The organism is uncultured Actinobacillus sp. (genome assembly GCF_945915845.1).
Lineage (GTDB): Bacteria > Pseudomonadota > Gammaproteobacteria > Enterobacterales > Pasteurellaceae > Exercitatus.
On the sequence record NZ_CAMEFX010000015.1, the window covers coordinates 12,466 to 35,489 of the forward strand.

General features: G+C 42.8%; 21 protein-coding genes. 10 read left to right on the forward strand and 11 right to left on the reverse strand.

Annotated elements, in window-relative coordinates:
• Nucleotides 1–156: 156 nt before the first annotated feature.
• From Q0O89_RS05295 to Q0O89_RS05320, 6 genes are all read right to left on the reverse strand, one after another.
• A complete protein-coding gene (locus Q0O89_RS05295) occupies nucleotides 157–1,953 on the reverse strand; it encodes an assimilatory sulfite reductase (NADPH) flavoprotein subunit (protein ID WP_293730667.1) in 1,797 nt (598 codons plus the stop codon).
• A gap of 22 nt (nucleotides 1,954–1,975) precedes the next feature.
• Nucleotides 1,976–3,265, reverse strand: coding sequence for a GTP-binding protein (locus tag Q0O89_RS05300; RefSeq protein ID WP_293730641.1), 1,290 nt, complete (start codon nucleotides 3,263–3,265; stop codon nucleotides 1,976–1,978).
• Between the two features lie 88 nt (nucleotides 3,266–3,353).
• Nucleotides 3,354–4,280 carry a sulfate adenylyltransferase subunit CysD gene (gene cysD / locus Q0O89_RS05305; protein ID WP_135710126.1) on the reverse strand — a complete coding sequence of 309 codons (927 nt, stop codon included), beginning with the start codon at nucleotides 4,278–4,280 and terminating at the stop codon, nucleotides 3,354–3,356.
• A gap of 284 nt (nucleotides 4,281–4,564) precedes the next feature.
• On the reverse strand, nucleotides 4,565–5,299 hold the full coding sequence (locus tag Q0O89_RS05310) for a phosphoadenylyl-sulfate reductase (RefSeq protein WP_293730668.1): 735 nt from the start codon (nucleotides 5,297–5,299) through the stop codon (nucleotides 4,565–4,567).
• Between the two features lie 55 nt (nucleotides 5,300–5,354).
• Complete coding sequence (cysG, locus tag Q0O89_RS05315) at nucleotides 5,355–6,776, reverse strand: siroheme synthase CysG (protein ID WP_293730643.1); 1,422 nt, start codon at nucleotides 6,774–6,776, stop codon at nucleotides 5,355–5,357.
• Complete coding sequence (locus Q0O89_RS05320; RefSeq protein ID WP_293730644.1) at nucleotides 6,773–7,789, reverse strand: sulfate ABC transporter substrate-binding protein; 1,017 nt, start codon at nucleotides 7,787–7,789, stop codon at nucleotides 6,773–6,775. Before Q0O89_RS05320 ends, cysG begins: the two co-directional genes overlap by 4 nt.
• Nucleotides 7,790–8,062: 273 nt before the next feature.
• Between Q0O89_RS05320 and cysT the strand changes: the two genes are divergently transcribed.
• The 7 genes from cysT (at nucleotide 8,063) to Q0O89_RS05355 (ending at nucleotide 13,442) form a co-directional block, all read left to right on the forward strand.
• A complete protein-coding gene (cysT, locus tag Q0O89_RS05325; protein WP_293730645.1) occupies nucleotides 8,063–8,884 on the forward strand; it encodes a sulfate ABC transporter permease subunit CysT in 822 nt (273 codons plus the stop codon).
• Complete coding sequence (gene cysW / locus Q0O89_RS05330; protein ID WP_293730646.1) at nucleotides 8,884–9,708, forward strand: sulfate ABC transporter permease subunit CysW; 825 nt, start codon at nucleotides 8,884–8,886, stop codon at nucleotides 9,706–9,708. The genes cysT and cysW overlap by 1 nt, the downstream gene beginning before the upstream one ends.
• Nucleotides 9,709–9,720: 12 nt before the next feature.
• Nucleotides 9,721–10,797 carry a sulfate ABC transporter ATP-binding protein gene (locus tag Q0O89_RS05335; RefSeq protein ID WP_293730647.1) on the forward strand — a complete coding sequence of 359 codons (1,077 nt, stop codon included), beginning with the start codon at nucleotides 9,721–9,723 and terminating at the stop codon, nucleotides 10,795–10,797.
• A gap of 225 nt (nucleotides 10,798–11,022) precedes the next feature.
• A complete protein-coding gene (gene fdhE, locus Q0O89_RS05340) occupies nucleotides 11,023–11,922 on the forward strand; it encodes a formate dehydrogenase accessory protein FdhE (protein WP_135710167.1) in 900 nt (299 codons plus the stop codon).
• A 9-nt stretch (nucleotides 11,923–11,931) separates the two neighbouring features.
• A complete protein-coding gene (locus Q0O89_RS05345) occupies nucleotides 11,932–12,750 on the forward strand; it encodes a pyridoxal phosphatase (RefSeq protein WP_293730648.1) in 819 nt (272 codons plus the stop codon).
• Nucleotides 12,751–12,770: 20 nt separating this feature from the next.
• On the forward strand, nucleotides 12,771–13,091 hold the full coding sequence (locus Q0O89_RS05350; protein ID WP_273315634.1) for an HI1450 family dsDNA-mimic protein: 321 nt from the start codon (nucleotides 12,771–12,773) through the stop codon (nucleotides 13,089–13,091).
• Nucleotides 13,092–13,094: 3 nt separating this feature from the next.
• Nucleotides 13,095–13,442, forward strand: coding sequence for a SirB2 family protein (locus tag Q0O89_RS05355; RefSeq protein WP_293730649.1), 348 nt, complete (start codon nucleotides 13,095–13,097; stop codon nucleotides 13,440–13,442).
• Between the two features lie 105 nt (nucleotides 13,443–13,547).
• Here the strand turns inward: Q0O89_RS05355 and Q0O89_RS05360 are convergent, their stop codons facing one another.
• From Q0O89_RS05360 to Q0O89_RS05375, 4 genes are all read right to left on the reverse strand, one after another.
• Nucleotides 13,548–14,285, reverse strand: coding sequence for an ABC transporter ATP-binding protein (locus Q0O89_RS05360; protein ID WP_293730650.1), 738 nt, complete (start codon nucleotides 14,283–14,285; stop codon nucleotides 13,548–13,550).
• Nucleotides 14,278–15,258: an iron ABC transporter permease gene (locus Q0O89_RS05365; RefSeq protein ID WP_293730651.1), complete on the reverse strand. Its 981-nt coding sequence runs from the start codon at nucleotides 15,256–15,258 to the stop codon at nucleotides 14,278–14,280. The genes Q0O89_RS05360 and Q0O89_RS05365 overlap by 8 nt, the downstream gene beginning before the upstream one ends.
• Nucleotides 15,259–15,270: 12 nt before the next feature.
• Nucleotides 15,271–16,116: a BRO family protein gene (locus tag Q0O89_RS05370; RefSeq protein ID WP_293730652.1), complete on the reverse strand. Its 846-nt coding sequence runs from the start codon at nucleotides 16,114–16,116 to the stop codon at nucleotides 15,271–15,273.
• Between the two features lie 97 nt (nucleotides 16,117–16,213).
• Nucleotides 16,214–17,002: a helical backbone metal receptor gene (locus Q0O89_RS05375; RefSeq protein WP_293730669.1), complete on the reverse strand. Its 789-nt coding sequence runs from the start codon at nucleotides 17,000–17,002 to the stop codon at nucleotides 16,214–16,216.
• A gap of 439 nt (nucleotides 17,003–17,441) precedes the next feature.
• Between Q0O89_RS05375 and fdnG the strand changes: the two genes are divergently transcribed.
• The 3 genes from fdnG to Q0O89_RS05390 are packed head-to-tail and all read left to right on the forward strand — an operon-like array spanning nucleotide 17,442 to nucleotide 22,140.
• Nucleotides 17,442–20,507, forward strand: a complete 3,066-nt coding sequence (gene fdnG, locus Q0O89_RS05380; protein ID WP_293730653.1) for a formate dehydrogenase-N subunit alpha — start codon at nucleotides 17,442–17,444, stop codon at nucleotides 20,505–20,507.
• Nucleotides 20,507–21,448, forward strand: coding sequence for a formate dehydrogenase subunit beta (gene fdxH, locus Q0O89_RS05385; RefSeq protein WP_293730654.1), 942 nt, complete (start codon nucleotides 20,507–20,509; stop codon nucleotides 21,446–21,448). Before fdnG ends, fdxH begins: the two co-directional genes overlap by 1 nt.
• A 2-nt stretch (nucleotides 21,449–21,450) precedes the next feature.
• Nucleotides 21,451–22,140 carry a formate dehydrogenase subunit gamma gene (locus tag Q0O89_RS05390; protein WP_293730655.1) on the forward strand — a complete coding sequence of 230 codons (690 nt, stop codon included), beginning with the start codon at nucleotides 21,451–21,453 and terminating at the stop codon, nucleotides 22,138–22,140.
• Between the two features lie 172 nt (nucleotides 22,141–22,312).
• On the opposite strand, the gene Q0O89_RS05395 is transcribed toward Q0O89_RS05390, so the two are convergent.
• Complete coding sequence (locus Q0O89_RS05395; RefSeq protein ID WP_293730656.1) at nucleotides 22,313–22,849, reverse strand: hypothetical protein; 537 nt, start codon at nucleotides 22,847–22,849, stop codon at nucleotides 22,313–22,315.
• Nucleotides 22,850–23,024: the final 175 nt, after the last annotated feature.

Below are 23,024 nucleotides of genomic sequence, written 5' to 3' on the forward strand. Positions count from 1 at the left end.
ACAAATTAAAGCGTTTTTAGGAAATAAGGCAAAGCAGGGGTGCCTTTCTTTTGGTTACTTTAATTCGCTTTGCTCACCCTTCGGGCTGTTGCCTAAAGGCAACATTCAAATGCAAGCATTTGTCTTTGGCAACGCAAAGAAAAGTAACAAATAAAACTAATAAACATCACGTTGATAACGTTTTTCTTCACGTAAATTATCTAAATATTCTTCCGCGTCATCTGCACTTAATTTACCTTGCTGTGCAATAACCTCTAACAAGGCTTGATTGACATCTTTTGCCATTCTTGCTGCGTCACCACACACATAAATATGCGCGCCTTGTTGTAGCCATTGCCATAAATCTTCGGCATTTTCGCGGATTTTATCTTGCACATAAATTTTTTCCGCTTGATCGCGCGACCAAGCAAAGCTGTATTTATGCAAGAAGCCGTCCTTGGCGAACTGCTGCCATTCCGTTTGGTATAAGAAATCAAGGGCAAAATGTTGGTTACCAAAAATCAACCAGTTTTTCCCTTCCGCTTGTTCTGCGGCACGTTGTTGCACAAAGGCACGGAACGGCGCAATACCTGTGCCTGATCCGATCATAATAATCGGTTTGGTGTTATCTTGCGGCAAACGGAAGTTATCATTATGTTCCACAAAAACGCGCACTTGCCCATCTTCTTCCACACGATCCGCTAAATAGCCGGATGCACCGCCTGCGCGCGCTTTGCCATTATGGGCATAACGCACCACACCAACGCTTAAATGCACTTCTTCGCCCACTTCTTCAGGGCTGGATGAAATGGAATACAAACGTGGCGTAATTGGTCGGAACAAAGCACTCAACTGCGCAGCGGTTAATTGAGTTGGGAAGGCGTTAAGCACATCGACAATCGGGGTATTTGCCACCAATTGTGCTAGCTGTGCGCTATCCGCCACAATGGCGTTCAACGCCGCATGATTAGCTAACGCGGCATACGCTTTCACAAACGCAGGCGTATTTTGCGTGAGCTCTAATTCCGTCTGAAGTGCGGTGGAAATTGGCAAGGTTTTGCCGTTGACTTCAACGATGTCTTCCCCATTCACGGCAACCGCTGCCAAAATTTCTGCCACCAATGCAGGATCATTTTCAAAATAAACCCCTAGCACATCGCCCGCCTGATAGTGCAAGCCTGAACCTGATAAATCAAATTCCAAATGGCGCACGTCTTTTTCCGCTTCTCGGTCTGTTAAACGTTGATTGGTGATTAAGGTAGCCGCAAAAGGATTGTCTTTATTGTATTTTGCAGACTCTGGCAAAATAGTGGTGGTTGGCGCGGGTGTGGCGGTGGCGACAGCGCTTTTCGCTTTTTCTTTCACCACAGCAACCACATCTTCGATCCATTTTTCTGCGGTAGCTTTGAAATCTAAATCGGCTAATGCTACGTCTAACAAACGGCTCGCGCCCAATTCGGCAAAACGCTGATCGAAATCTTTACCTGCTTGGCAGAAATTCGGGTATGAACTATCGCCCAATCCCAACACCGCAAATTGCAGCTGTGGTAACTTCGGCGCTTTTTTGCCATTTAATAATTTCAGCAACACCACACCTTCTTCAGGAGCTTCGCCCTCGCCTTGGGTTGAGGTGACAAGTAAGACTAATTTTTCCTCTGCAATATTTTTTGCTTTGTAATCTTTTAATTGAGTACGAACCACGTCAATACCTTCGGCTTTTAAGCGTTCCGCTAATTGATCCGCCACGGATTTTGCGTTGCCTGTTTGCGAACCTGAAAGCACGGTGACTTTTAATGGATCAGCTTGTGTGGCTAAAACAGGGTTAAAATTCACCGCACTTTCTAATGAATTTTGAGCACCTTGAGAGCGTGCCCACGCATAGCCTGAAAGCCATGCCAGTTGGGTTGGTGTTAAAGCTGAAAGCGTTTGCAAGGCTTCAGGGGTTAAGGGTAGTGTTGTGTTTGGCATATTGATTTGTTCCCCACAATTTATTTTATTAATTTTCCAAAATCATTCCGCCGGCTACTGTGTGGTAGGTGGCTTCGTCAATGAGAATGAATGCGCCTGTGGCTTTGTTTTGTGCGTAAGTAGTGGCGGTAATCGGTTTTTGTAAACTGATTCGCACCTGTGCAATATCATTCATTTTCACTTGTTCCGCTTCACTGTCGTTGAGTAAAGTTTTTAAATCTAAAATTTGTTCGATTTCGCTGACTTTGGCAAAAACCGTTTGCGTGCCTTGTTTGAGCAAATATTTACGTGCAGGGTTTAAGGCACGTTGATCAAACCAGCAAATAGTCGCGGTAAGTTGTTTGCTTGAAAACGTAGCAGAATTTGCCGCTACAAAGGTATCGCCACGAGAAATATCAATATCATCAGCTAAACGTAACGTCACCTGTTCGCCCACTTTTGCCGCCGGCACTAAGCCATTTGGTGAATAGATTTCTGTTACTGTACTTTCTAATCCATTCGGTTCAACACGTACTTTTGCCCCCACAGAAATTTCTCCTGCTTCAATGCGTCCCTGATAACCGCGGAAATCATCGGCTTTATCTTGATCTAAGCGCAACACTAATTGCACAGGAAAATGAAAATCAGCCGCTTGCTCAGATTGGTTATCATCTGTAGGTAAATTCTCTAAAATGCTCAACAATGGCTCACCTTGATACCACGAAGTGCGGTCACTTTTATGCACAATATTATCGCCTTGCAAGGCGGAAACCGGCACAAATCGTACATCTTTTAAGCCAAGTTGCTCGGCTAATTTACGGTAAGCGGTGGTAATGGCATTAAATTTCTGTTCATCAAAATCCAATAAATCCATTTTATTAATGGCAACAATGACGTGCGGACAACGCAAATGTTTTAAGATTGCCGAATGGCGTTTGGTTTGTGGCAATAATTCCACTTCCGCTTGGCTAAAATCCAATTGTGTGGCATCAATTAACACCACTGCGGCGTGGGCTGTTGACGCACCTGTCACCATATTACGCGTGTATTGCTCATGCCCCGGTGTGTCTGCAATGATAAATTTACGTTTCGCGGTAGAAAAATAGCGATACGCCACATCAATGGTAATCCCCTGTTCACGTTCCGCTTCTAAACCATCAGTTAAAATGGAAAAATCAATGACTTCGCCATTATTTTTAGATTTATTTAAACTCAACAACTGGTCGCTTAACAAGGCTTTGCTATCGTAAAGCAAGCGACCGATTAAAGTGCTTTTACCGTCATCCACACTGCCTGCGGTAATAAAACGTAATGGGGCGAATTGGTTAATGTTGCTCATAATATAATCCTGCTCGTAGGGACACACTGCGTGTGTCCGTTTGCTATTTTGTTTTCGGACACACGCAGTGTGTCCCTACACTTGTATTTTAAAAGTATCCTTGTTTTTTGCGTTGTTCCATTGCCGCTTCGCTGGCACGGTCGTCCATTCGGGTTGCACTGCGTTCTGAGATTTCTGCCACCGCAGTTTCTTTGATAATATCGCTTGGGGTAGCGGCGGTACTTGCCACCGGGCAGGTGCAACTAATGTCGCCCACGGTGCGGAAACGCACAGAGCGGATAACGCTTTCTTCATTCGGGCGTTTTGGCGTTAATGGCGTCACAGGAACGAGCAAGCCGTTGCGCTCTACCACTTCGCGCTCGTGAGCATAATAAATTGGTGGTAATTCTAAATTTTCTCGTTCGATATATTGCCAAATGTCCAATTCCGTCCAGTTTGAAATAGGGAAGACACGCATATTTTCGCCTTTGTGCAGTTTTGCATTGTAAAGCGACCATAATTCAGGGCGTTGTGCTTTTGGATCCCATTGACCAAATTCGTCACGGAAAGAGAAAATACGCTCTTTGGCACGGGCTTTTTCTTCATCACGGCGCGCACCGCCCATTAAGGCATCAAACCCTTGTTCTTCAATGGTTTCAAGCAAAGTCACCGCTTGGGCTGCGTTACGCGAATCTGTTTCTTTACGCAATACCACCGTGCCTTTAGCAATAGAATCTTCCACGTGCCCCACAATCAATTTGGCATTGAGTTTTTTCACTTGCTCATCACGGAATTGGATCACTTCCGGATAGTTATGCCCTGTGTCGATATGCACTAAAGGGAACGGTAACACCAATTCACGCCCTTCTAATTGGAAGGCTTTGCGTGCAAGGGCAAGTAACACCACGCTGTCTTTACCGCCTGAAAACAGCAATGCAGGATTGCTACATTCAGCCACTACTTCACGGATAATGTAGATGGATTCCGCTTCCAGCCAATCAAGATGACCGTTTTCGATTTGGTTTTGTGTTGTCATATTTTTATGATCCTTTTATTCTGGTAATTCTTCCAATTAATTAGAAATCGTTTTCGCCGATGGCGACCTACTTTTCTTTGCTTGTGCAAAGCAAAGTAGGCAAAAGAAAGCACACCCCGACTTCGCCGCTTTTCTTCGCTTTGTTGAAATTTTCTTCACGGAAAATTAGTAAACTCGCTTCGCTCAAACAAACTAATTTTCCTAAAAATTTCAAGTCGCTCAGGCGTCTCAGACGGGGACCCCGTTTTAAACTGAGCGTCAATAAAAGTGCGGTTATTTTTGTTTTATTTATGCAATCCACACTCTTTGCTGTCTTTGTTTTCCCACCACCAGCGGCCTGCGCGGATGTCTTCGTTTGCTTTGACCGGGCGGGTACAAGGTTCACAGCCGATGCTTGGGTAGCCTTGTTTGTATAGGGCGTTGTAGGGGATTTTATGTTTTAAAATATATGCCCAAACGTCCATTTCAGACCAATCAAAGATCGGGTTGTATTTGTCTATGCCGCGGCTTTCGTCTTTTTCGTGGAAGGCTAATTCTGTGCGTGTGACGGACTGTTCGCGGCGTTGTCCTGTCAACCAGCTATCCGCGGTTTTTAATGCACGGTTAAGGGGTTCGATTTTGCGGATAAAACAACATTCACGGCGTAATTCCACGCTGTCATAAAACGCGAATTTGCCTTTTTCGCGATCATAGGTTGCAGCAGCTTCGGGGTTGGGATAGAACAACTCAAAGGCTAAATTAGGGTAAGTGGTTTTCACCGCATCGACTAAAGCCAAGGTTTCCGGATTTAACCGCCCTGTTTCTAAGGTAAACACGCTGATCTTTGCCTGCGTTTTGGCAATTACATCGGTAATCACCATATCTTCTACCGCAAGGCTGCTGGCAAACTTGGCATTTTTTTGCACCGCGGCAATTTGCTGAATTCGCTCAAAAAGCGCGGTTTCTTTTGCGACTAAATTGGCAAAATCTTGTTCTGTTGGTTGGGGGATTGCCCACAGGGTTGGTTTCATCATCATTATGCTTCCCACATTCAAAATAAAAACTTATGCAACACGCAAACTGCCTAATAAAAACTTATGCAACACGCAAACTATCTAAAGTAAAGTGCGGTGGTTTTTGTGCCAATTTATCTTCGCCAAACCACGCTAATTTATGATGTAACGCCACCACTTCGCCCACCACAATTAAAGCCGGTGTTGGGGCATTTTCGGCAATCTCGGCAAGCTGAGCTAATGTGCCAATCTGCGTTTTTTGTGTTTCTTGCGTGCCTTGCGAAATAACCGCAATCGGGGTTTCTGCGGCTCTGCCATATTGTTGTAACCGATCTGCAATATCCTTGGCTTTTAATGTCCCCATATAAATCACCAAGGTTTGATTGCTGCGTGCCAAGGTTTGCCATTCAATATCGCTAGCATCGGCTTTGCGATGACCTGTGACAAACACCGCACTTTGCGCATAATCGCGATGGGTTAATGGAATACCGGCATAAGCAGTGGCACCAATGGCAGCAGTAATCCCAGGGACGACAGAAAAAGGAATTTGATTTTCTGCCAACACTTCCAATTCTTCGCCACCACGCCCAAACACAAAAGGATCGCCGCCTTTTAAACGCACTACTCGCTTACCTTGTTGGGCGTATTGCACTAATAAACTATTGGTATCCTCTTGCGCCACTTGTTGACCTTGCGCACGTTTGCCCACAAACACCAATTCTGCATCGCGACGCACTAAGCCTAAAATTTCTTCGGACACTAAGGCATCATATAAAACAATGTCCGCCTGCTGAATTTCCTGTAATCCTTTTAAAGTCAACAGCCCTGCGTCTCCAGGACCTGCGCCCACTAACGCCACAGAACCGCCTTGATAATCTGCTTTTAACTGCAATTCTAATTCTTGTTTGGCTTGCTCAATTTGGCGATTTTTTAGTAGTTGCGCAAAACGTCCGTTAAATAAACTTTCCCAAAAACGGCGGCGTTCCGTAATGGTTTTTAATTTGCTTTTCACTTTGTGTCGCCATTTGCCTGAAATCTCTGCCATTGCACCTAAATGTTGTGGCAATAAGGCTTCTAATTTTTCTCGTAATAAACGTGCCAACACAGGCGCCGCACCGCCGCTGGAAATGGCCACTTGAATCGGACTGCGATCAATAATCGAAGGAAAAATAAAGCTGCAATGATCTTGATCATCTACCACATTTACTAATTTTTGTTGGCTTTCCGCCACCACAAACACGCGATGATTCAGTTGCTCATCATCGGTTGCGGCAATCACAAAAAAAACTGACCGCACTTGATCGGCATGGAATGTTTTTCCCAACCAAATGATACGTTGTTGCTGTAAAAGTGCGGTTAATTCGGCATTTAATTTTTGTGCCACAATGCGCACTTCAGCATTGGCTTTTAACAACAAGCTCACTTTACGCGCCGCCACCGCACCGCCGCCCACCACCAACACGGGACGGTTGTTTAAATCAGCGAATAAAGGAAAGTAATTCATTTTTTAGCTCCTTGCGCTTTAATATAAAGCTGATCAAATCCTGCGTTATCGGCAAAATGTTCCCTGTTAATTTTTGTCCAATCACCAAAGGTTTCATTCACATCAAAGGTCTTTACAGGCGGAAAAAGTGCGGTGAATTTTTGCAACGTTTTAGGATTGCTCGGACGAAAATAGTTTTTTGCCGCTAATTCTTGTGCCTTTTCAGACCAAAGCCCTTGCAAATAGGCTTGTGATAATTCGTGGGTTCCATTCATTTGGGTATTGGTGGTTTCCGCCACCAACACCGGCGTATAAGCCGTCAAACTCGGATACACCACCTCGAAACTCTCTTTCCCCAAGGCTTTCGCTGCTAATGCGGCTTCATTTTCAGGCGCGATTAACACATCGCCTAATTTACGTTGAGTAAATGAAATGGTCGCTCCTCGCGCGCCTGCTTCCAACATGGGCACATTCGCCAATATTTTCTGTATAAAAGCATTGACTTGCGCTTGATCTTGAAATTGTTGTTGGGCATAAGCCAACGCAGACAAATAAGCAAAACGACCATTGGCAGAAGTTTTTGGGTTAGCAAAAATCACTTTTACATCATCACGTGCCAAATCCGCCCAGTCTTGAATCCCTTTGGGATTGCCTTTATTGACTAAAAACACCATCACAGAACCAAATGGCGTGGCGTTATTGGGTAGAGCTTGTTGCCAGTTTTCTGCCACTAAACCTTTTTTCACCAACATATTAATATCGTTGCTTTGGGTCAGCGTCACCACATCAGCAGGTAAACCGCTGGCAACACTTAAGGCTTGCTTACTCGCGCCACCGTGGGACTGTGAAATTAATACTTCCGGATAAGCTTGACGAAATTCCGCATTATATTCTTTGTAAAAATCACGAATCACATCATAAGCCACATTAAGCAAGACCTGGTTAGGCTGATGGTTAGACTGACTTCCAAGAGTGATAAAGAAGGCAGCGCATAAAACGAATACAGCAAGAAAAATAACCGCGCTTTTCTTCATTTTGCACCTCTCTAATAACTTGGTCTTTTGCGACAACATCTGCAGCGTGAATTTATGTGTTGCAATTTATAAATCAAAATGATCAAATCCGAAAATAACAAAACCTTATTTGTTATAACTAAAGTGAATATTTAAACGTTTCACTTAATTCATTAAATTCAATTTAGTTATAACAAATAAAGTTTTGTTCTTTGCTTTCTACCAAAAGTGCGGTTATTTTTTTGCCCATGTTTTAGGGTCTGTTTAAAACAGATGTGAGAAGTTGAAAATCCTATGAGAACAGTTTTACCCTTTTTTAAGCGCGGATTAACTATGACGGCATTATGGTTAATTTCTATGATTATATTGCCGCTTACCTTATTAATCGCAACGGCATTGCAGCTAAAAGGCGTGGATATTTGGTCAATTGTGACAAGCGAAAGAGTCATGTCTTCGATTTTGCTTTCCTTCAAAATGTCCTTTATCGCCACTATCGTCAATCTCATTTTTGGCTTTTTGTTGGCATGGATTTTGGTGCGTTACAATTTTTGGGGCAAAAATATCGTGAATGCATTAATTGATCTACCTTTCGCGCTGCCCACTGCAGTGGCTGGTATTGCTCTCGCCTCTCTTTATGCGCCCACAGGCTTATTGGGTTCTGCCTTAGAAAAAATCGGACTTCAAATTGCTTATACACCAAGTGGTATCACTGTGGCTTTAATATTTGTGAGCTTACCTTTTGTTGTACGTGCCATTCAGCCTGTATTACAAAACCTTGATCCCAGTTATGAAGAAGCCGCAAGTATTTTAGGGGCAGGCAAATTTATCACCCTAACACGTGTGATCATTCCTGCGTTGCTACCTGCCATTATCGGCGGTGCCGGGATGGGGTTTGCGCGATCCTTAGGCGAATATGGCTCCGTCATTTTTATCGCGGGCAATGTGCCGCTGGTGTCGGAAATTGCGCCGCTGATTATTATGTCAAAATTGGATCTCTACGATGTTCAAGGGGCTTCTGTGGTGGCGTTATTGATGATTTCTATTTCTTTTATTTTGATTTTCTTGATTAACACGTTGCAATGGCAAGTGAGTAAAAAAATGACGCAGGTGAAATAATGAAAAACGTAAACAGTTGGCAAAAATGGACATTAATCGGCACTGGCTTGCTCTTTTTCGCCGTGATCTTACTGGCTCCACTCATCACCGTTTTTTATTACGCCCTTGAACAAGGCATTGAGTTATTTGTTCAATCCATTAGCAACGAAGAAGCGCAAAGTGCTATTTGGTTGAGTATTAAAGTGGCGTTAATTGTGTTGCCAATCAATGTGTTTATTGGTGTGGTGATGGCTTGGACCATTGCCTATTTTAATTTCAAAGGTAAAGCCATTTTAACCGCACTTTTAGACTTGCCTTTTTCCATTTCGCCTGTCGTGGTCGGTTTGATGTTTTTGCTGTTATTTGGTTTAGATGGTTTGATGGGGAAATGGTTAATCGAACAAGGTTTCCGTGTGGTTTTTGCTGTTCCCAGCATTGTGATTGTGACCTTATTTGTCACTTTTCCCCTTATCGTCAAATCCTTAATCCCAACCATGACGGCGCAAGGCAACAGCGAAGAACAAGCGGCGTTAATTCTTGGTGCCAGTACTTGGACACTATTTTGGCGTGTCACTTTACCGAAAATTAAATGGGCATTAATTTACGGGGTGATTTTAAGTAATGCGCGCGCCATGGGCGAATTTGGTGCGGTGAGTGTCGTCTCCGGGCATATTCGCGGCTTAACCAATACCATTCCCCTTTACGTAGAAATTAGTTACAACGAATACCAATTTATTGCGGCCTTTGCTTGTGCAAGTTTATTAGCCTTACTCGCAATTTTTACCCTTGGTTTACAAAATATTATCGGCTGGTTACAACAGCGAAAATTAAAAACTCAGCTTTAATGGGGAACCCTAATGTCAATTAAAATCGAAAATCTCCAAAAACATTTTGGCCATTTCCATGCCTTAAAAAATATTAATTTACAATTTAGCCGCAATCAATTAACCGCACTTTTAGGCCCAAGCGGTTGTGGCAAAACCACCTTATTGCGCACTATTGCCGGCTTAGAGTTTGCCGATAGCGGTCGAATTTGGTTTGAAGAGCGAGATGTAACAAATTTATCCGCTAAAGATCGCGGTGTGGGTTTTGTGTTTCAGCATTATGCTTTATTCCAAAATATGACAGTATTTGATAACGTGGCATTTGGGTTACAAGTAAAACCGCGCAAAACTCGCCCGAGCAAAGAAGAAATTTGTGAAAAAGTGACCGCACTTTTGCAATTAGTGAAGTTAGAACATTTGGCTCATCGCTATCCTAACCAACTTTCAGGCGGTCAGCGTCAACGTATTGCCCTCGCTCGTTCGTTGGCGGTTCAGCCTCAAGTGTTATTGTTGGACGAACCTTTCGGTGCATTGGATGCGCAAGTACGTAAAGAATTGCGTCGTTGGCTGCGTGATTTACACCAAGAATTGAATGTGACCAGTATTTTTGTGACTCATGATCAAGATGAAGCCTTAGATGTGTCCGATCGCATTGTGGTGATGAACCAAGGGCAAATTGAGCAAATTGATCATCCCAATGAAATCTATCATGCGCCACAAACCCCATTTGTCACCCAATTTGTGGGCGATGTGAATGTGTTTCATGGGCATATTGATCAAGGGAAATTGGTGATTGGCGAATTTGCCCATAATATTGACGCTCATCCGAATGTCACCACGCCGGTGGAAAACCAATCGGCAACGGCGTATATCCGCCCCTATGAACTAACGCTTTCGCGTTCAAGCGAAAATGCCCTCGCAGTCGGTAAAATCACGCATATTAACGCCATTGGTTTTATTGTTCGCATTGAAATCCAAAGTGCGCAAAGCGAGCAACCCATTGAAGTGATTTTAACCAAAGCCGCCTATTTGAATGCGCAATATCAGGTGAATGAACAGATTTATTTGGTACCGGATAAATTAAATTTATTCCAGCAAATGAATATTTAACCCTTGAATTGCCGAACCATAAACCCTTTCAGCGTTTACTGCACAAGACGGACGTTTCGACAGGCTCAACGACCGTCTTGTGCAACGGCTGCATAATATCGGAAAAAACATCCCGTCTATTCGCTATTTTGCCTTATTCCCCATAATGTCCCCAAATTGTGTAATGCCCTTTTGCGAAAAGTGCGGTAAAATCAGGGGGACTTTTTTATTATGGATACCAACTCTATGGCGATACGAATTCTTCCCGAAGATGAAATTAAGCAAGCGGCAAATTCATTTCAACATCCTGCACTACTCTTTGCCAATCCGAAAAACCTATATGAACGCCGTGCGAAGCGTTTACGTGATTTAGCCAAAGATCACCCTTTTGCGGATTATCTCAATTTTGCGGCTCAAGTGGTTGACGCACAGCTTGTGGCATTAACCGAAAATCCTTTAGCCAAACAAGACATTCAATTTGAAAGCATCCGTCCATTAGATGTCAAAAAATGGCAACGTGATGGAAAATGGCGTGAATATTTGACCGCACTTTTGGCAGAACTTAAACCCACGGCAAATGAAACCGTACAAGCAACGATCGAATGGCTTGAAAAAGCGGCCAATGATGAACTAGAACAACTTGCAGATCACTTATTGGCTCAAGATTTTACGCAGGTAGAAAGTGATAAAGCGATCTTTATTTGGGCGGCATTGTCTGTCTATTGGTTGCAATTAGCGCAACAATTACCACGCGGTACGCAAATTGAAAGTGCGGAAGGCTTACAATTCTGTCCGGTTTGCCATTCGGCCCCTGTGGCTAGCGTGATTCAGTTCGGTTCAAGCCAAGGATTGCGCTATGTGCATTGTTCATTGTGTGAAACGGAATGGAATATGGTGCGCGCGCAATGTACGAATTGTGGACATTCAAAAGAACTCGATTACTGGGCAATTGACGATGATAATGCGCCGGTTAAGGCGGAAAGCTGTGGAGATTGCCATAGTTATTTGAAAGTAGTTTACCAAGAAAAAGATCCTTATGTGGAACCTGTGGCTGACGATCTTGCCAGTCTTTTCTTAGATATTGAAATGGGTGAGAAAAATCTCAGCCGTAGCGGGTTAAATCCGTTTATCTTTCCGGCAGAATAGGAGACAACAATGACATATCAAGTAATCGCTTTTGATTTAGACGGCACATTGCTCAACCCTGAAAATCAAATTTTGGATGCCAATAAACAAGCTATTCAGCAAGCTCGTGCTAAAGGGCTGAAAGTGGTTTTGGTGACAGGTCGCCATCATACTGCGGTTAAACCTTATTATGCGGAACTGGGGTTGGACACGCCGATTATTTGTTGTAACGGCACCTATATTTATCATCCTGCCACCGATGAAGTTAGCCATACTAACCCACTTTCTGCGGAACAATGCCGCAAAGTGTTGGCAGTGGCAAAAAAATACGGCACACATTTATTGATGTATAGCCGTGACGCCATGAACTACACGGAACTGAATCCGCACATGACAAAATTTTTGCAGTGGGCAAATTCTTATGACAACTCTTTGCGTCCGAATATTTGTCAAGTTGCCGGCTTTGAGCCGATGATTGAAGATCCGAATGAAATTATTTGGAAATTTGTCATTAGCGCGCCAAACCGTGAAGCCATGGAAAGTGCGGTGAAAGAATTGCCTGTTTCTGAATTTAGCGCGGAATGGTCTTGGGTAGATCGCGTGGATTGCTCATCAAACGGCAATACCAAAGGGGCTAAACTGGCGTTATTGCTTAAAGAATGGGATATCGATCCGCAACATGTGATTGCCTTTGGCGATAATCATAATGACATCAGTATGTTAACTTCCGTGGGCTTAGGCGTGGCTATGGGCAATGCGGAAGATGAAGTGAAATCGCAAGCCAAAGCAGTGATTGGTTCCAATGCGGACGCCTCTATCGCACATTATTTAACTGAACTATTAAAATAACTTTTACCTGAGGATTTTTTATGACAGAAGTGAAAAAACTCGATCCCGATACAGCCATTGATATGGCTTATGATATTTTCCTGGAAATGGCACCTGAAAACTTAGATCCTGCGGATATTATGCTGTTTAATCTGCAATTTGAAGATCGTGGTGCGGTTGAGTTTGTCGAAACCGCTGAGAATTGGGATGAAGAAATCGGCGTACTCATCGATCCTGATGAATACGCTGAGGTTTGGATTGGTTTAGTCAATGAGCAAGATGAAATGGATGATATTTTTGCTAAGTTCTTGATTTCACACCGTGAAGAAGATCGTGAATATCATATTGTGTGGAAGGAATAATTGATGACAAATTTGGTTTTATTACATATCACCGGTGCATTTTTAAGCTTATCCTTACTCATTATTCGCGGCTTGATGCAACTCAATGGCAAAGACTGGCGCGCAGTAAAACCCCTTAAAATTTTACCGCACTTAGCGGACACCTTATTACTTGTTAGTGGGATTGCGCTCATTTTTAGTTTTGGTTTTTCATTGCAAACTTGGCTGATGGCCAAATTCCTGTGCTTTGTACTCTACGCCATTTTTGCAGGCAAATATTTTAGCCGTAAAACCACGCGCCCCAATGCGGTATTTTTCTTGCTCTCAATTTTGGCATTTAGTGCGGCGATGTTATTAGGTTATCACCACTAAAACGAGCAATATTCACCAGATATGATGTCACTATAAGACAAAGCTGAAATGACGGTTGGTGAGCCTGTCGAACCAATCGTTATTCAGTCTTGCGCAATCACTACATCATCCCAGATCTCTCAATTTCCTTACCCCATAAATTTCCCGTTGTGCTAAATTAATTTTCACTTCTACCCCAAACGCCCTTGCAAGATTTTCTGTATTTAACACCGCTTGTGTTTCGCCGTGAGCAAGGATTTTGCCTTTATCCAATAAAATAATTTCATCACAAAAGCGGTAGGCTAAATCTAAGTGATGAATTGCCACCACACAGGTTTTCTGCGGTGTGAGGGCTTTAAGCTGTTCCATCATATCAATTTGATAATAGGGATCTAACGGGGCAATAGGTTCGTCAGCAAGCAATAATGGAGCTTGTTTGATACAACAACGAGCCAGTTGTACTCGAGCTTTTTCGCCACCTGAAAGTTGTTGGAACGGCTTTTCAAGGAGGTGAGAGATAGAAAATTGTTCGGAAACCGACCGCACTTTTGCTTGCTCGTTTTTTGTGGGCGAAGCCAAACCCAGTGCGATTACATCATAAACGGATAAATCCCAATGAATTTGGGTATTTTGAGCAAAATAGGCAAGCTGTTCGCTTTTCTGTTTGGCGGTCATTGCGGATAATTTGCAATTTCCGAGCCAAATCTCACCGCTTGTAAGCGGTAAGATCCCTGCGATACTTTTCAATAAGGTGGATTTCCCTGCCCCGTTTGCCCCCATAATGCCGATAAGTTTGCCTTGTGGGATATGGCAACTGATGTTGGATAAACCGAATGTCAGGCTGACGTTTTCCAGTTTAATCATTTGCCATTCTCCGTTGCTGTGTTAATAAAATCCAAATCAAAAACGGCGCGCCGATAATTGCCGTAAGCGTTCCCACATAAATATGGGAAAAGAACGGCAAATATAAAATACAGAGATCGGCAATCAGTAAAATTAATGCCCCTATCAAACCGCTTGTAAGGTAAAGCTGTGATGGGCGTTTTTTCAGAATAATACGAGCCAAGTGCGGTGCAATTAAGCCGATAAAGCCGATGGTTCCTGTTTGCGGAATGGTTGCCCCCACTAATAAGGCAACACCCAAAGTGGTAATGAAAAAGCTACGTTTGGGGTCTATGCCCATTGTGCTTGCAGTTTCTTCGCCGAAGGTGAGCAAATCAAGGTAACGGCGTTGTTGATAAAGACAGAACAATCCCAACAGGATAATCGGTAATGAAATCAATAAGGTATCTAATTTCGCCCACACCAACGAGCCTTGTAGCCAGCGGTAAAGTTCCGCCAACGCCCAAGGGCTTTCAGCGTTAGACAGCAACAAGGCAATCGCTGAACCCAGTAGCATATTGACCGCCAAACCGCTTAAAATCATCATTGTTGTACCGTGATTTTTGGCTATCAAATAGACCAATAAAAAGCTCAACAACGCCCCCAGCACACCGCTAATCAACAATAGGGTAAAGGGGACAGAAAAATAGTACAGAATAAAAACACTGGCAGTTGTCGCCCCGTTTGCACTCCCCAACAAACCAGGGCTTGCCAGCGGATTTTGAAATATCCCCTGCATTGCATTGCCAGCCACTGCCAAACTTGCCCCTGTTAGCACGGCAAGTAAAATCCGTGGCAGACGAATATCCCACAACACAAGCGGTCGCATATCCGTCACAATTCCGTCCGCACATCTCAATGCTGAAAAATCGTTAAGGTCGTACCAACTTGCTAGGCTAATAATAGCCAGAAGCAAGAGCAAAAGTGCGGTGTTAAGTTGGGTTGTTTTGTTCATCGTTTTATTTAATTATTTTGATCGTTCTTTAGCCACTTCTTCAATAAGCTGAGAAAAAGAGATCGCATTTTTCGGGGTAATTACGGGCTGACCCGTTTTGCTTTCAATCGCTTTTCGCGTATCGCCGGCAATACTTCCGCCTTCTTGAGCAATCTTTTTATTCTCTTCTAATCCTTGTGGGTTGGCAATCTGTGTTAGCTCGGTGGTGGTTGCTTCCGCCAACATATTTAGCACTAATTCAAGGGTGGACATATTGTCGCGTAAATTTTCTTTTTTTAACCCTTTGAAATCCTTATATTCTCTGGTTGTCATTCCGCTCCACGCTTTTGAGATTTCATTGGTTAAAATCGCAAATTCTCGCCCTTCTTTCACGCCGTGATCTAGCCAAGTATCCGTTAGTTCTTTTCGCACTTGAATAGCTTGTAATCGTTGATTGATCCATTCTCTTGTATAACCTTTTTTCAAATAGGTTTCCAAGGCGCGATCAATGGTTAATTCCGGGTCGATAATTTCATCAATCCGTTCTTTTCCAACCTGTGCCAACCACAATTTAAACGGCTCGGCTTTTGGGCTTGGGATAGATTGAATGATACGGAAAATGCCTTGCATATCAGCAACATCTGTATTGTATTTTTTCCCATCAGAAGACATCAGTTTCAGTTGTCGACAAATTGTCGACAACTCACTTTTTTCTTCATCACTCATTCTTTTTTTAACTCGGTACCAATAATCTCGTGGTTTGTCACTTTCGGTTAATACCGCAACCACATCAACAACACTAAAATACCACTCTTCTTGCTCGCTATCCCATAGGGAACGAATTTGATTTCCTTCAAATAATTTTATTGCATTACTCATTGTTATTCCTTAACCAAGATACTGTATGCAATATCATATCAAATTTTAAATACAGTACAATACTGTATAAGAAGAAATTTTACTTCCAATAAATTACTTACTTTAATTGCTTATAAATCAATTCGGCGCCCATCCATACACCATGATCAAAACAATAGGTATATTTCATTGGAAGCGTAAAGTGCGGTTGATTTTGGAAAACATTTTGCAAAAGTGGGTGTGTAAGTAGCTCTGCTTGTTCGTTATAGCCTTGTTTATCCGTCAAAGAAATTAAAATATTTGGTTGACTTAATACCACTTTTTCGAGCGAAAAATTTTGTGGGGTTAAAGCGGTTTTTAATGGCGTTAAACCTAAAAGTTGTAATAAGGCTTGGTAGTTCGGTTGTTGTGTATCGACCACACCTGTATCCGACAAAATCAGCGTATCGGTAAGCGGTTGATTTAGCTTTATATTTTGCGATTTTAATTGGGTAATCAGTTGCTCTGCTTTGGCTTGATTATCGGTCAATTTCCCTAGTTGCAAAATCAATTCAAAAAGCTGTTCGGGTGTTTGTGGGCTGTCGTTAATCGGCAGAATTTTTACGCCAAGCTGTTTGAGTTCTGCGATCAGTTGCGGATAAAACAGCTCGTTAATCAACATTGTTTTGTCTAAATAAGGCAGTAATTGGCTGAGTTGCGGTTCGAGCGTAGGCTTATCCTGATTGACTTTATCCAACATCATCAACGGATTTTTAGAATAAGGCGACATTGCCGCAATTTGTTCAGGGCGAGCGATTTCAGCCAGTAGGCGGTCGCTACAAAGCGTAAGCGAAACGAACTGTTCTTGTGCTAGCACCGTTGTAAACGGTAAGAAAAGCGCGGTGAAAAATGTGAGCGTTTTTTTCATAAAATGTAGATACCATAAGCTCATAATCATTCCCAATGTTATCAGTTTAGAGAAAATATAAAAATCCCTTTCGCTTGTTAAGAATTTGTTACAAGTAAATGCCAATTATGTGATCGAGATCAACTTTTTACTGGGAAATAAACGGGATGGGTTATAGATTTCCCAAACAAAAATGAGTATCCTAGATTCAATTAATCTAGCCTTTAAGTAGCTATTGTACAGGATATCCGTTGAACGTGTCGAATCGTTAGTCTTGTGCGAACACTCCGTGGTTCGATAAGCTCACCAACCGTGGTTAGACAGGCTCAGCAACCATTGTTCGACAGGCTCTCCGACGTTATGTTAACTGTGTGGAATTGCTACAAATTCTAGATTAAGTTATTTTTATAAAAATAAAAATCTTTTTACTTCACTTTTCCAAATGGAATAAGGATTATCTATGCAGATCACAAGACGTAAGTTCTTTAAGGTCTGTGCAGGTGGGGTGGCTGGAACCTCTGTTGCTGCGTTAGGCTTAATGCCTAGCCAAGCTCTAGCGGCTCCACGCGAATACAAATTATTACGTGCAAAAGAAACACGTCAAACCTGCACATATTGTGCTGTTGGCTGCGGTATGCTGATGTATAGCTTAGGCGATGGTGCAATGAATTCACGCGGAAAACTTACCCACGTTGAAGGTGACCCGGATCATCCGGTCAGTCGCGGTGCCTTATGCCCTAAAGGTGCAGGCGTATTAGACTTTGTAAACAGTCCAAATCGAATTCAATATCCTGAATATCGCGCCCCCGGTTCTAATAAATGGGAACGCATTTCTTGGCATGATGCCATTCATAAAGTCGCGAAATGGTTAAAAGATGACCGTGATGCCAACTTTGAAACCACCAACGCTGAAGGTACGCCGGTTAATCGTTGGTTAACGACAGGTTTCTTAACCGCATCTGCTGCCAGCAATGAAACAGCGCTTATCACCCAAAAATTCGCACGTGCATTCGGTTTATTAGTTTTAGACAACCAAGCGAGTACCTGACACGGACCAACGGTAGCAAGTCTTGCTCCATCATTTGGTCGCGGTGCCATGACTAACCACTGGGTTGATATTAAAAATGCTGACGTTGTCGTCGTCATGGGCGGTAATGCGGCCGAAGCTCACCCTGTGGGTTTCCGCTGGGCAATCGAAGCGAAAAAACAGAAAGGTGCAAAACTCGCGGTCATTGATCCGCGCTTTAACCGTACTGCTTCTGTGGCGGATTTCTATTCTCCAATTCGTTCAGGTACAGATATTACCCTTTTATTAGGGGTTATCAAATATTTACTTGATCACGATAAAATTCAACATGAATATGTTAAACACTATACCAATGCGTCTTTCTTAATTAATGAAGGTTTTGGTTTTGAAGAGGGCTTATTTACCGGCTATAACGAAGAAACGCGTAGCTACGATAAATCAACTTGGTCTTATCAATTAGATGAAAACGGTCAACCAAAACGTGATTTAACGCTTCAAGATCCACGTTGTGTCATCAACTTGTTGAAAAAACACGTAGAACGTTATACACCTGAAATGGTAGAGCGTATTTGTGGCACTAAACAAAAAGCATTCTTAGAATTTGCTGAATTAGTGGCTTCAACAGCTGCACCAAACAAAACCTTAACTATTTTGTATGCCTTAGGTTGGACACAACATACAGTGGGTGCACAAAACATTCGTTGTATGGCGATGATTCAGTTGCTTTTAGGGAATATCGGTATGGCAGGTGGCGGTATCAACGCATTGCGTGGTCACTCAAACGTACAGGGTACGACAGATATGGGCTTGTTCCCGTCTATGTTACCAGGCTATATTCCGTTACCGATTGAAACCGACACCTCATTAGAAGCATTCTTAAATCGTATTACACCAAAAACGACGGTGGACGGTCAGACGAACTACTGGCAAAACACGCCAAAATTTATGGTGAGTATGTTAAAAGCTTTCTATGGTGACAATGCAACCAAAGACAATGAATTTGGTTTCCATAATCTTCCTAAACAATACAAGAAGAAAATGGATCATATGCAATACATTGACTTAATGGATCAAGGTAAAATCAACGGCTATATCTGTCAGGGCTACAACCCGATTGCATCATATCCGAACACCAACAAGATTATTTCAGCCTTAAGCAAATTAAAATTCTTAGTGGTAATGGATCCATTAAAAACCGATACTTCTGAATTCTGGCAAAATCACGGTGAATATAACAACGTGAAACCAGAGGATATTCAAACGGAAGTATTACGTTTACCCACTATCTGTTTCGCTGAAGAAGATGGATCAATTGCGAATTCTGGTCGTTGGTTGCAATGGCACTGGAAAGCGGCTGAAGCACCAAAAGAAGCCAAACCGGATGTAGATATTCTTTCTGAAATCCGTGAAGTGATGCTTGAAATGTATGAAAGAGAAGGCGGTCCTTCTATTGATACCATTAAAGCCATGACATGGAACTACAAAAATCCGCTTGAACCAAAAGCAGATGAGGTGGCGAAAGAAAATAACGGTTATGCGTTAGAAGATCTTTATGATGCAAACGGCAACTTAATTGCGAAAAAAGGCGACTTATTATCTAGCTTTGCGCAATTACGTGATGACGGAACGACCTCTGCGGCAATCTGGATTTATACCGGTCAGTGGACGCCAAAAGGTAACCAAATGGAAAACCGTGATAACTCAGACCCTTCAGGTTTAGGTAATACATTAGGTTGGGCATTTGCATGGCCAATGAACCGCCGCGTGCTTTACAACCGTGCATCAGCGGATTTATCAGGCAAACCTTGGGATCATAAACGTCAGCTTGTTAAGTGGAATGGTAAAAACTGGAACTATATTGATATCGCAGACTTCGGTACTGCACCGCCAAATAGTAATGTGACCCCGTTTATTATGAATAATGATGGTGTAAGCCGTTTATTCGCCTTAGATAAAATGGCAGAAGGTCCGTTCCCTGAGCATTATGAGCCAATTGAAACCCCAATTGGTACGAACCCGCTTCATCCGAATGTAGTTTCAAACCCTGTGGTACGTATCTTAGCGAACGATAAAGATAGTTTTGCTCAAGATGCAAGTGAATTCCCTTATGTAGCAACCACTTACCGCTTAACAGAGCATTTCCACTGGTGGACGAAGAATGCGGATCTCAACATGATTGCGCAACCTGAACCATTTGTTGAAATCAGTGAAGAATTAGCGGCATTAAAAGGCATTCGCCATGGTGATGTGGTGAAAATCACTTCAAAACGTGGTTACATTAAAACTAAAGCGGTCGTCACTAAACGGATCAAAACGCTCGAAGTGAATGGTCAAAAAGTACATACTGTGGGAATTCCATTACATGGTGGCTTCATCGCGGATGGACGAAAAGCCCATTTAACTAACCGTTTAACCGGACGCGTGGGGGATGCAAATACCCAAACCCCTGAATATAAATCGTTCCTTGTGAACATTGAGAAAACCACGGAGGCACTATAATGTCTGAAGTACAAGATCAAAACATTATCAAGATCTCCGCTACATCAAGTATCACGCCACCACCACAAGCACGTAAGCACGTGGTGGAAGTTGCTAAACTCATTGATGTTTCTGCTTGTATTGGCTGCAAAGCCTGCCAAGTAGGTTGTTCTGAATGGAACGACCTACGCGCACCACAAGAAGAATGCGTGGGGGTTTATGATAATCCTCGCGATATGAATGCGAAACAATGGACTGTGATGAAGTTCAGTGAAGTGGAAGAAAATGATCGCCTTGAATGGTTAATCCGTAAAGACGGTTGTATGCACTGTTCTGAACCAGGCTGTTTAAAAGCCTGCCCGGTTCCCGGTGCAATCATCCAATACGCTAACGGTATCGTAGATTTCCAATCAGATAAGTGTATCGGTTGTGGTTACTGTATTGCAGGTTGTCCGTTCAATGTACCAAAAATGAACGATGAAGATAACCGTGTGTACAAATGTACCCTTTGTGTTGATCGCGTCAATGTTGGTCAAGAGCCTGCTTGCGTTAAAACCTGCCCAACAGGTGCAATTCGTTTTGGCTCAAAAGAAGAAATGTTGCACTATGCGGAAACCCGCGTTGCAGATCTCAAATCTCGCGGTTACCAAAATGCTGGCATTTATGACCCACAAGGCGTAGGTGGTACGCATGTTATGTACGTGTTACATCATGCTGATAAACCTGAACTCTATTCCGGTTTGCCGAAAGATCCAAGCATTGATATGACAGTAACCTTATGGAAAGACGTATTAAAACCAGTGGCGGCTGTGGCAATGGGCGGTTTAGCACTTGCTGAAATTGCACACTATGTCGCCGTCGGGGCCAATGTAGAAGAAGATGTGGAAGATCACCACACCAAATTCGAAACACTCGAAACTGCAGAGAAAAAAGCGGCTGAACGCCGTCAAAAAGGAGCGTAAGAATGAGTAAAAAAGCAAAACTCACGGAAATCACGCAAGAGACCAAAATCATTCGCCATAAATATCCGGCACGTGTGAGCCACTGGTTTCTTGTTATCGCTTTCTTTATGACGATGTTTACCGGTGTGGCATTCTTCTTTCCTGATTTCTCATGGCTGCATGAGATTTTAGGCACGCCACAACTGGCTCGTGCCGTCCATCCAATCACGGGTATCATTATGTTTATTGCGTTTATTATCATGGCATTCATTTATGCGCATCATAATATTCCTGAAAAAAATGATATTCGCTGGCTGAAAGGCATTGTTGAAGTACTGAAAGGCAATGAACACAGCGTCGCCTATAACGGCAAATATAACCTTGGTCAAAAAATGCTGTTCTGGACATTAATTTTGGCAATGGTTACCTTGCTAGTTACAGGTATCATTATGTGGCGTAAATACTTCAGCGGCTACTTTAGTGTCACGACTTTACGTATCGCCATCCTGCTCCACTCTGCCAGTGCCTTTGCCTTATTTACAGGTATTCTAGTGCATATTTACATGGCCTTTTGGGTCAAAGGCTCAATCCGCGGAATGGTTGAAGGCTGGGTAACGGTACGTTGGGCGAAAAAACACCACCCGAAATGGTATCGTGAAGAAGTCTTACCTGAATTAGAAAAAGAAATCGAAGCGAATAAAAACGTGAAGTGATTAAAATAAAACAAAGTGCGATAAACTCAAATTTATCGCACTTTTTGTCTATTATGCCTTTGTCTATGCTCTCTCCTATTCACCCTATTAACAAACCCTACACGATCCGTATAGGGTTACTTAATCAGGGTTACTTAATCCGAGTTGCTTTACAGCCTGTTCTGAACAACCATTATTTACCTTGCTGTTCCAATTCATTGGCTTGTCGAGAAAGCTCACGTGATTCACTGGATAATTTCTGAGAAAGTGCCGCGGCAGCTTTAGATTCTGCAGCTAATTTATTAACTGTTTCATTCGCTGCAATAATTTCTGCCGCTTTTTGTTCCACTAAGCGATTCCCCTCTTCCGTTCCTTTGGCTAACTCAGCGTTCATTTCATTACGTTTTTGTTCAATCTGAACCACCAACGCTTCAGCTTCCTTCGCTTTATTTTGTGCTAATGTCGCTTGTTCCACAGCCTGTGCCATTTTTTCTGCTGCTAATTGCTTTAAACTTACCGATATCTTGGTTTCTTGCACTGGTGCCGGTTGTGAGGCACTTTGTTCGGCTTGTGGTTGAGTTGCCTGTTGAGTTGCAGTTTGTTCAGCTTGTGGTTGAGTTGTCGTTTGTTCAGGTTGAGCTGGCACCGGTGCTGCAGTTTTTTGCGTTTGATCGCAAGCAGTCACAAACAATGTCGCCCCTAATACAATAGTTAATAATGATTTTTTCATACAATGTTATCCTTAAATACTGACTATATGTGCTAAATACGCTATCAAGCAAAAAATAGCACCTCCATTCTACTCCAAAGAGAAAAAATTAGCTAATTTCAAAAGAACATTATTTTTTAGGGAATCCCCCCCGAATTTTGTGATCGTTATTCCAAATTCCCCCATTTTTCATTGC

Bases quoted from the DNA above. Each gene is read 5' to 3' on its own strand.
- Q0O89_RS05300 (WP_293730641.1), bottom strand. From the start codon at position 3,265: ATGAGCAACATTAACCAATTCGCCCCATTACGTTTTATTACCGCAGGC.
- cysD (WP_135710126.1), bottom strand. From the start codon at position 4,280: ATGACAACACAAAACCAAATCGAAAACGGTCATCTTGATTGGCTGGAA.
- cysG (WP_293730643.1), bottom strand. From the start codon at position 6,776: ATGAATTACTTTCCTTTATTCGCTGATTTAAACAACCGTCCCGTGTTG.
- Q0O89_RS05320 (WP_293730644.1), bottom strand. From the start codon at position 7,789: ATGAAGAAAAGCGCGGTTATTTTTCTTGCTGTATTCGTTTTATGCGCT.
- cysT (WP_293730645.1), top strand. From the start codon at position 8,063: ATGAGAACAGTTTTACCCTTTTTTAAGCGCGGATTAACTATGACGGCA.
- cysW (WP_293730646.1), top strand. From the start codon at position 8,884: ATGAAAAACGTAAACAGTTGGCAAAAATGGACATTAATCGGCACTGGC.
- Q0O89_RS05335 (WP_293730647.1), top strand. From the start codon at position 9,721: ATGTCAATTAAAATCGAAAATCTCCAAAAACATTTTGGCCATTTCCAT.
- fdhE (WP_135710167.1), top strand. From the start codon at position 11,023: ATGGCGATACGAATTCTTCCCGAAGATGAAATTAAGCAAGCGGCAAAT.
- Q0O89_RS05345 (WP_293730648.1), top strand. From the start codon at position 11,932: ATGACATATCAAGTAATCGCTTTTGATTTAGACGGCACATTGCTCAAC.
- Q0O89_RS05350 (WP_273315634.1), top strand. From the start codon at position 12,771: ATGACAGAAGTGAAAAAACTCGATCCCGATACAGCCATTGATATGGCT.
- Q0O89_RS05355 (WP_293730649.1), top strand. From the start codon at position 13,095: ATGACAAATTTGGTTTTATTACATATCACCGGTGCATTTTTAAGCTTA.
- Q0O89_RS05360 (WP_293730650.1), bottom strand. From the start codon at position 14,285: ATGATTAAACTGGAAAACGTCAGCCTGACATTCGGTTTATCCAACATC.
- Q0O89_RS05365 (WP_293730651.1), bottom strand. From the start codon at position 15,258: ATGAACAAAACAACCCAACTTAACACCGCACTTTTGCTCTTGCTTCTG.
- Q0O89_RS05370 (WP_293730652.1), bottom strand. From the start codon at position 16,116: ATGAGTAATGCAATAAAATTATTTGAAGGAAATCAAATTCGTTCCCTA.
- Q0O89_RS05375 (WP_293730669.1), bottom strand. From the start codon at position 17,002: ATGAAAAAAACGCTCACATTTTTCACCGCGCTTTTCTTACCGTTTACA.
- fdxH (WP_293730654.1), top strand. From the start codon at position 20,507: ATGTCTGAAGTACAAGATCAAAACATTATCAAGATCTCCGCTACATCA.
- Q0O89_RS05390 (WP_293730655.1), top strand. From the start codon at position 21,451: ATGAGTAAAAAAGCAAAACTCACGGAAATCACGCAAGAGACCAAAATC.
- Q0O89_RS05395 (WP_293730656.1), bottom strand. From the start codon at position 22,849: ATGAAAAAATCATTATTAACTATTGTATTAGGGGCGACATTGTTTGTG.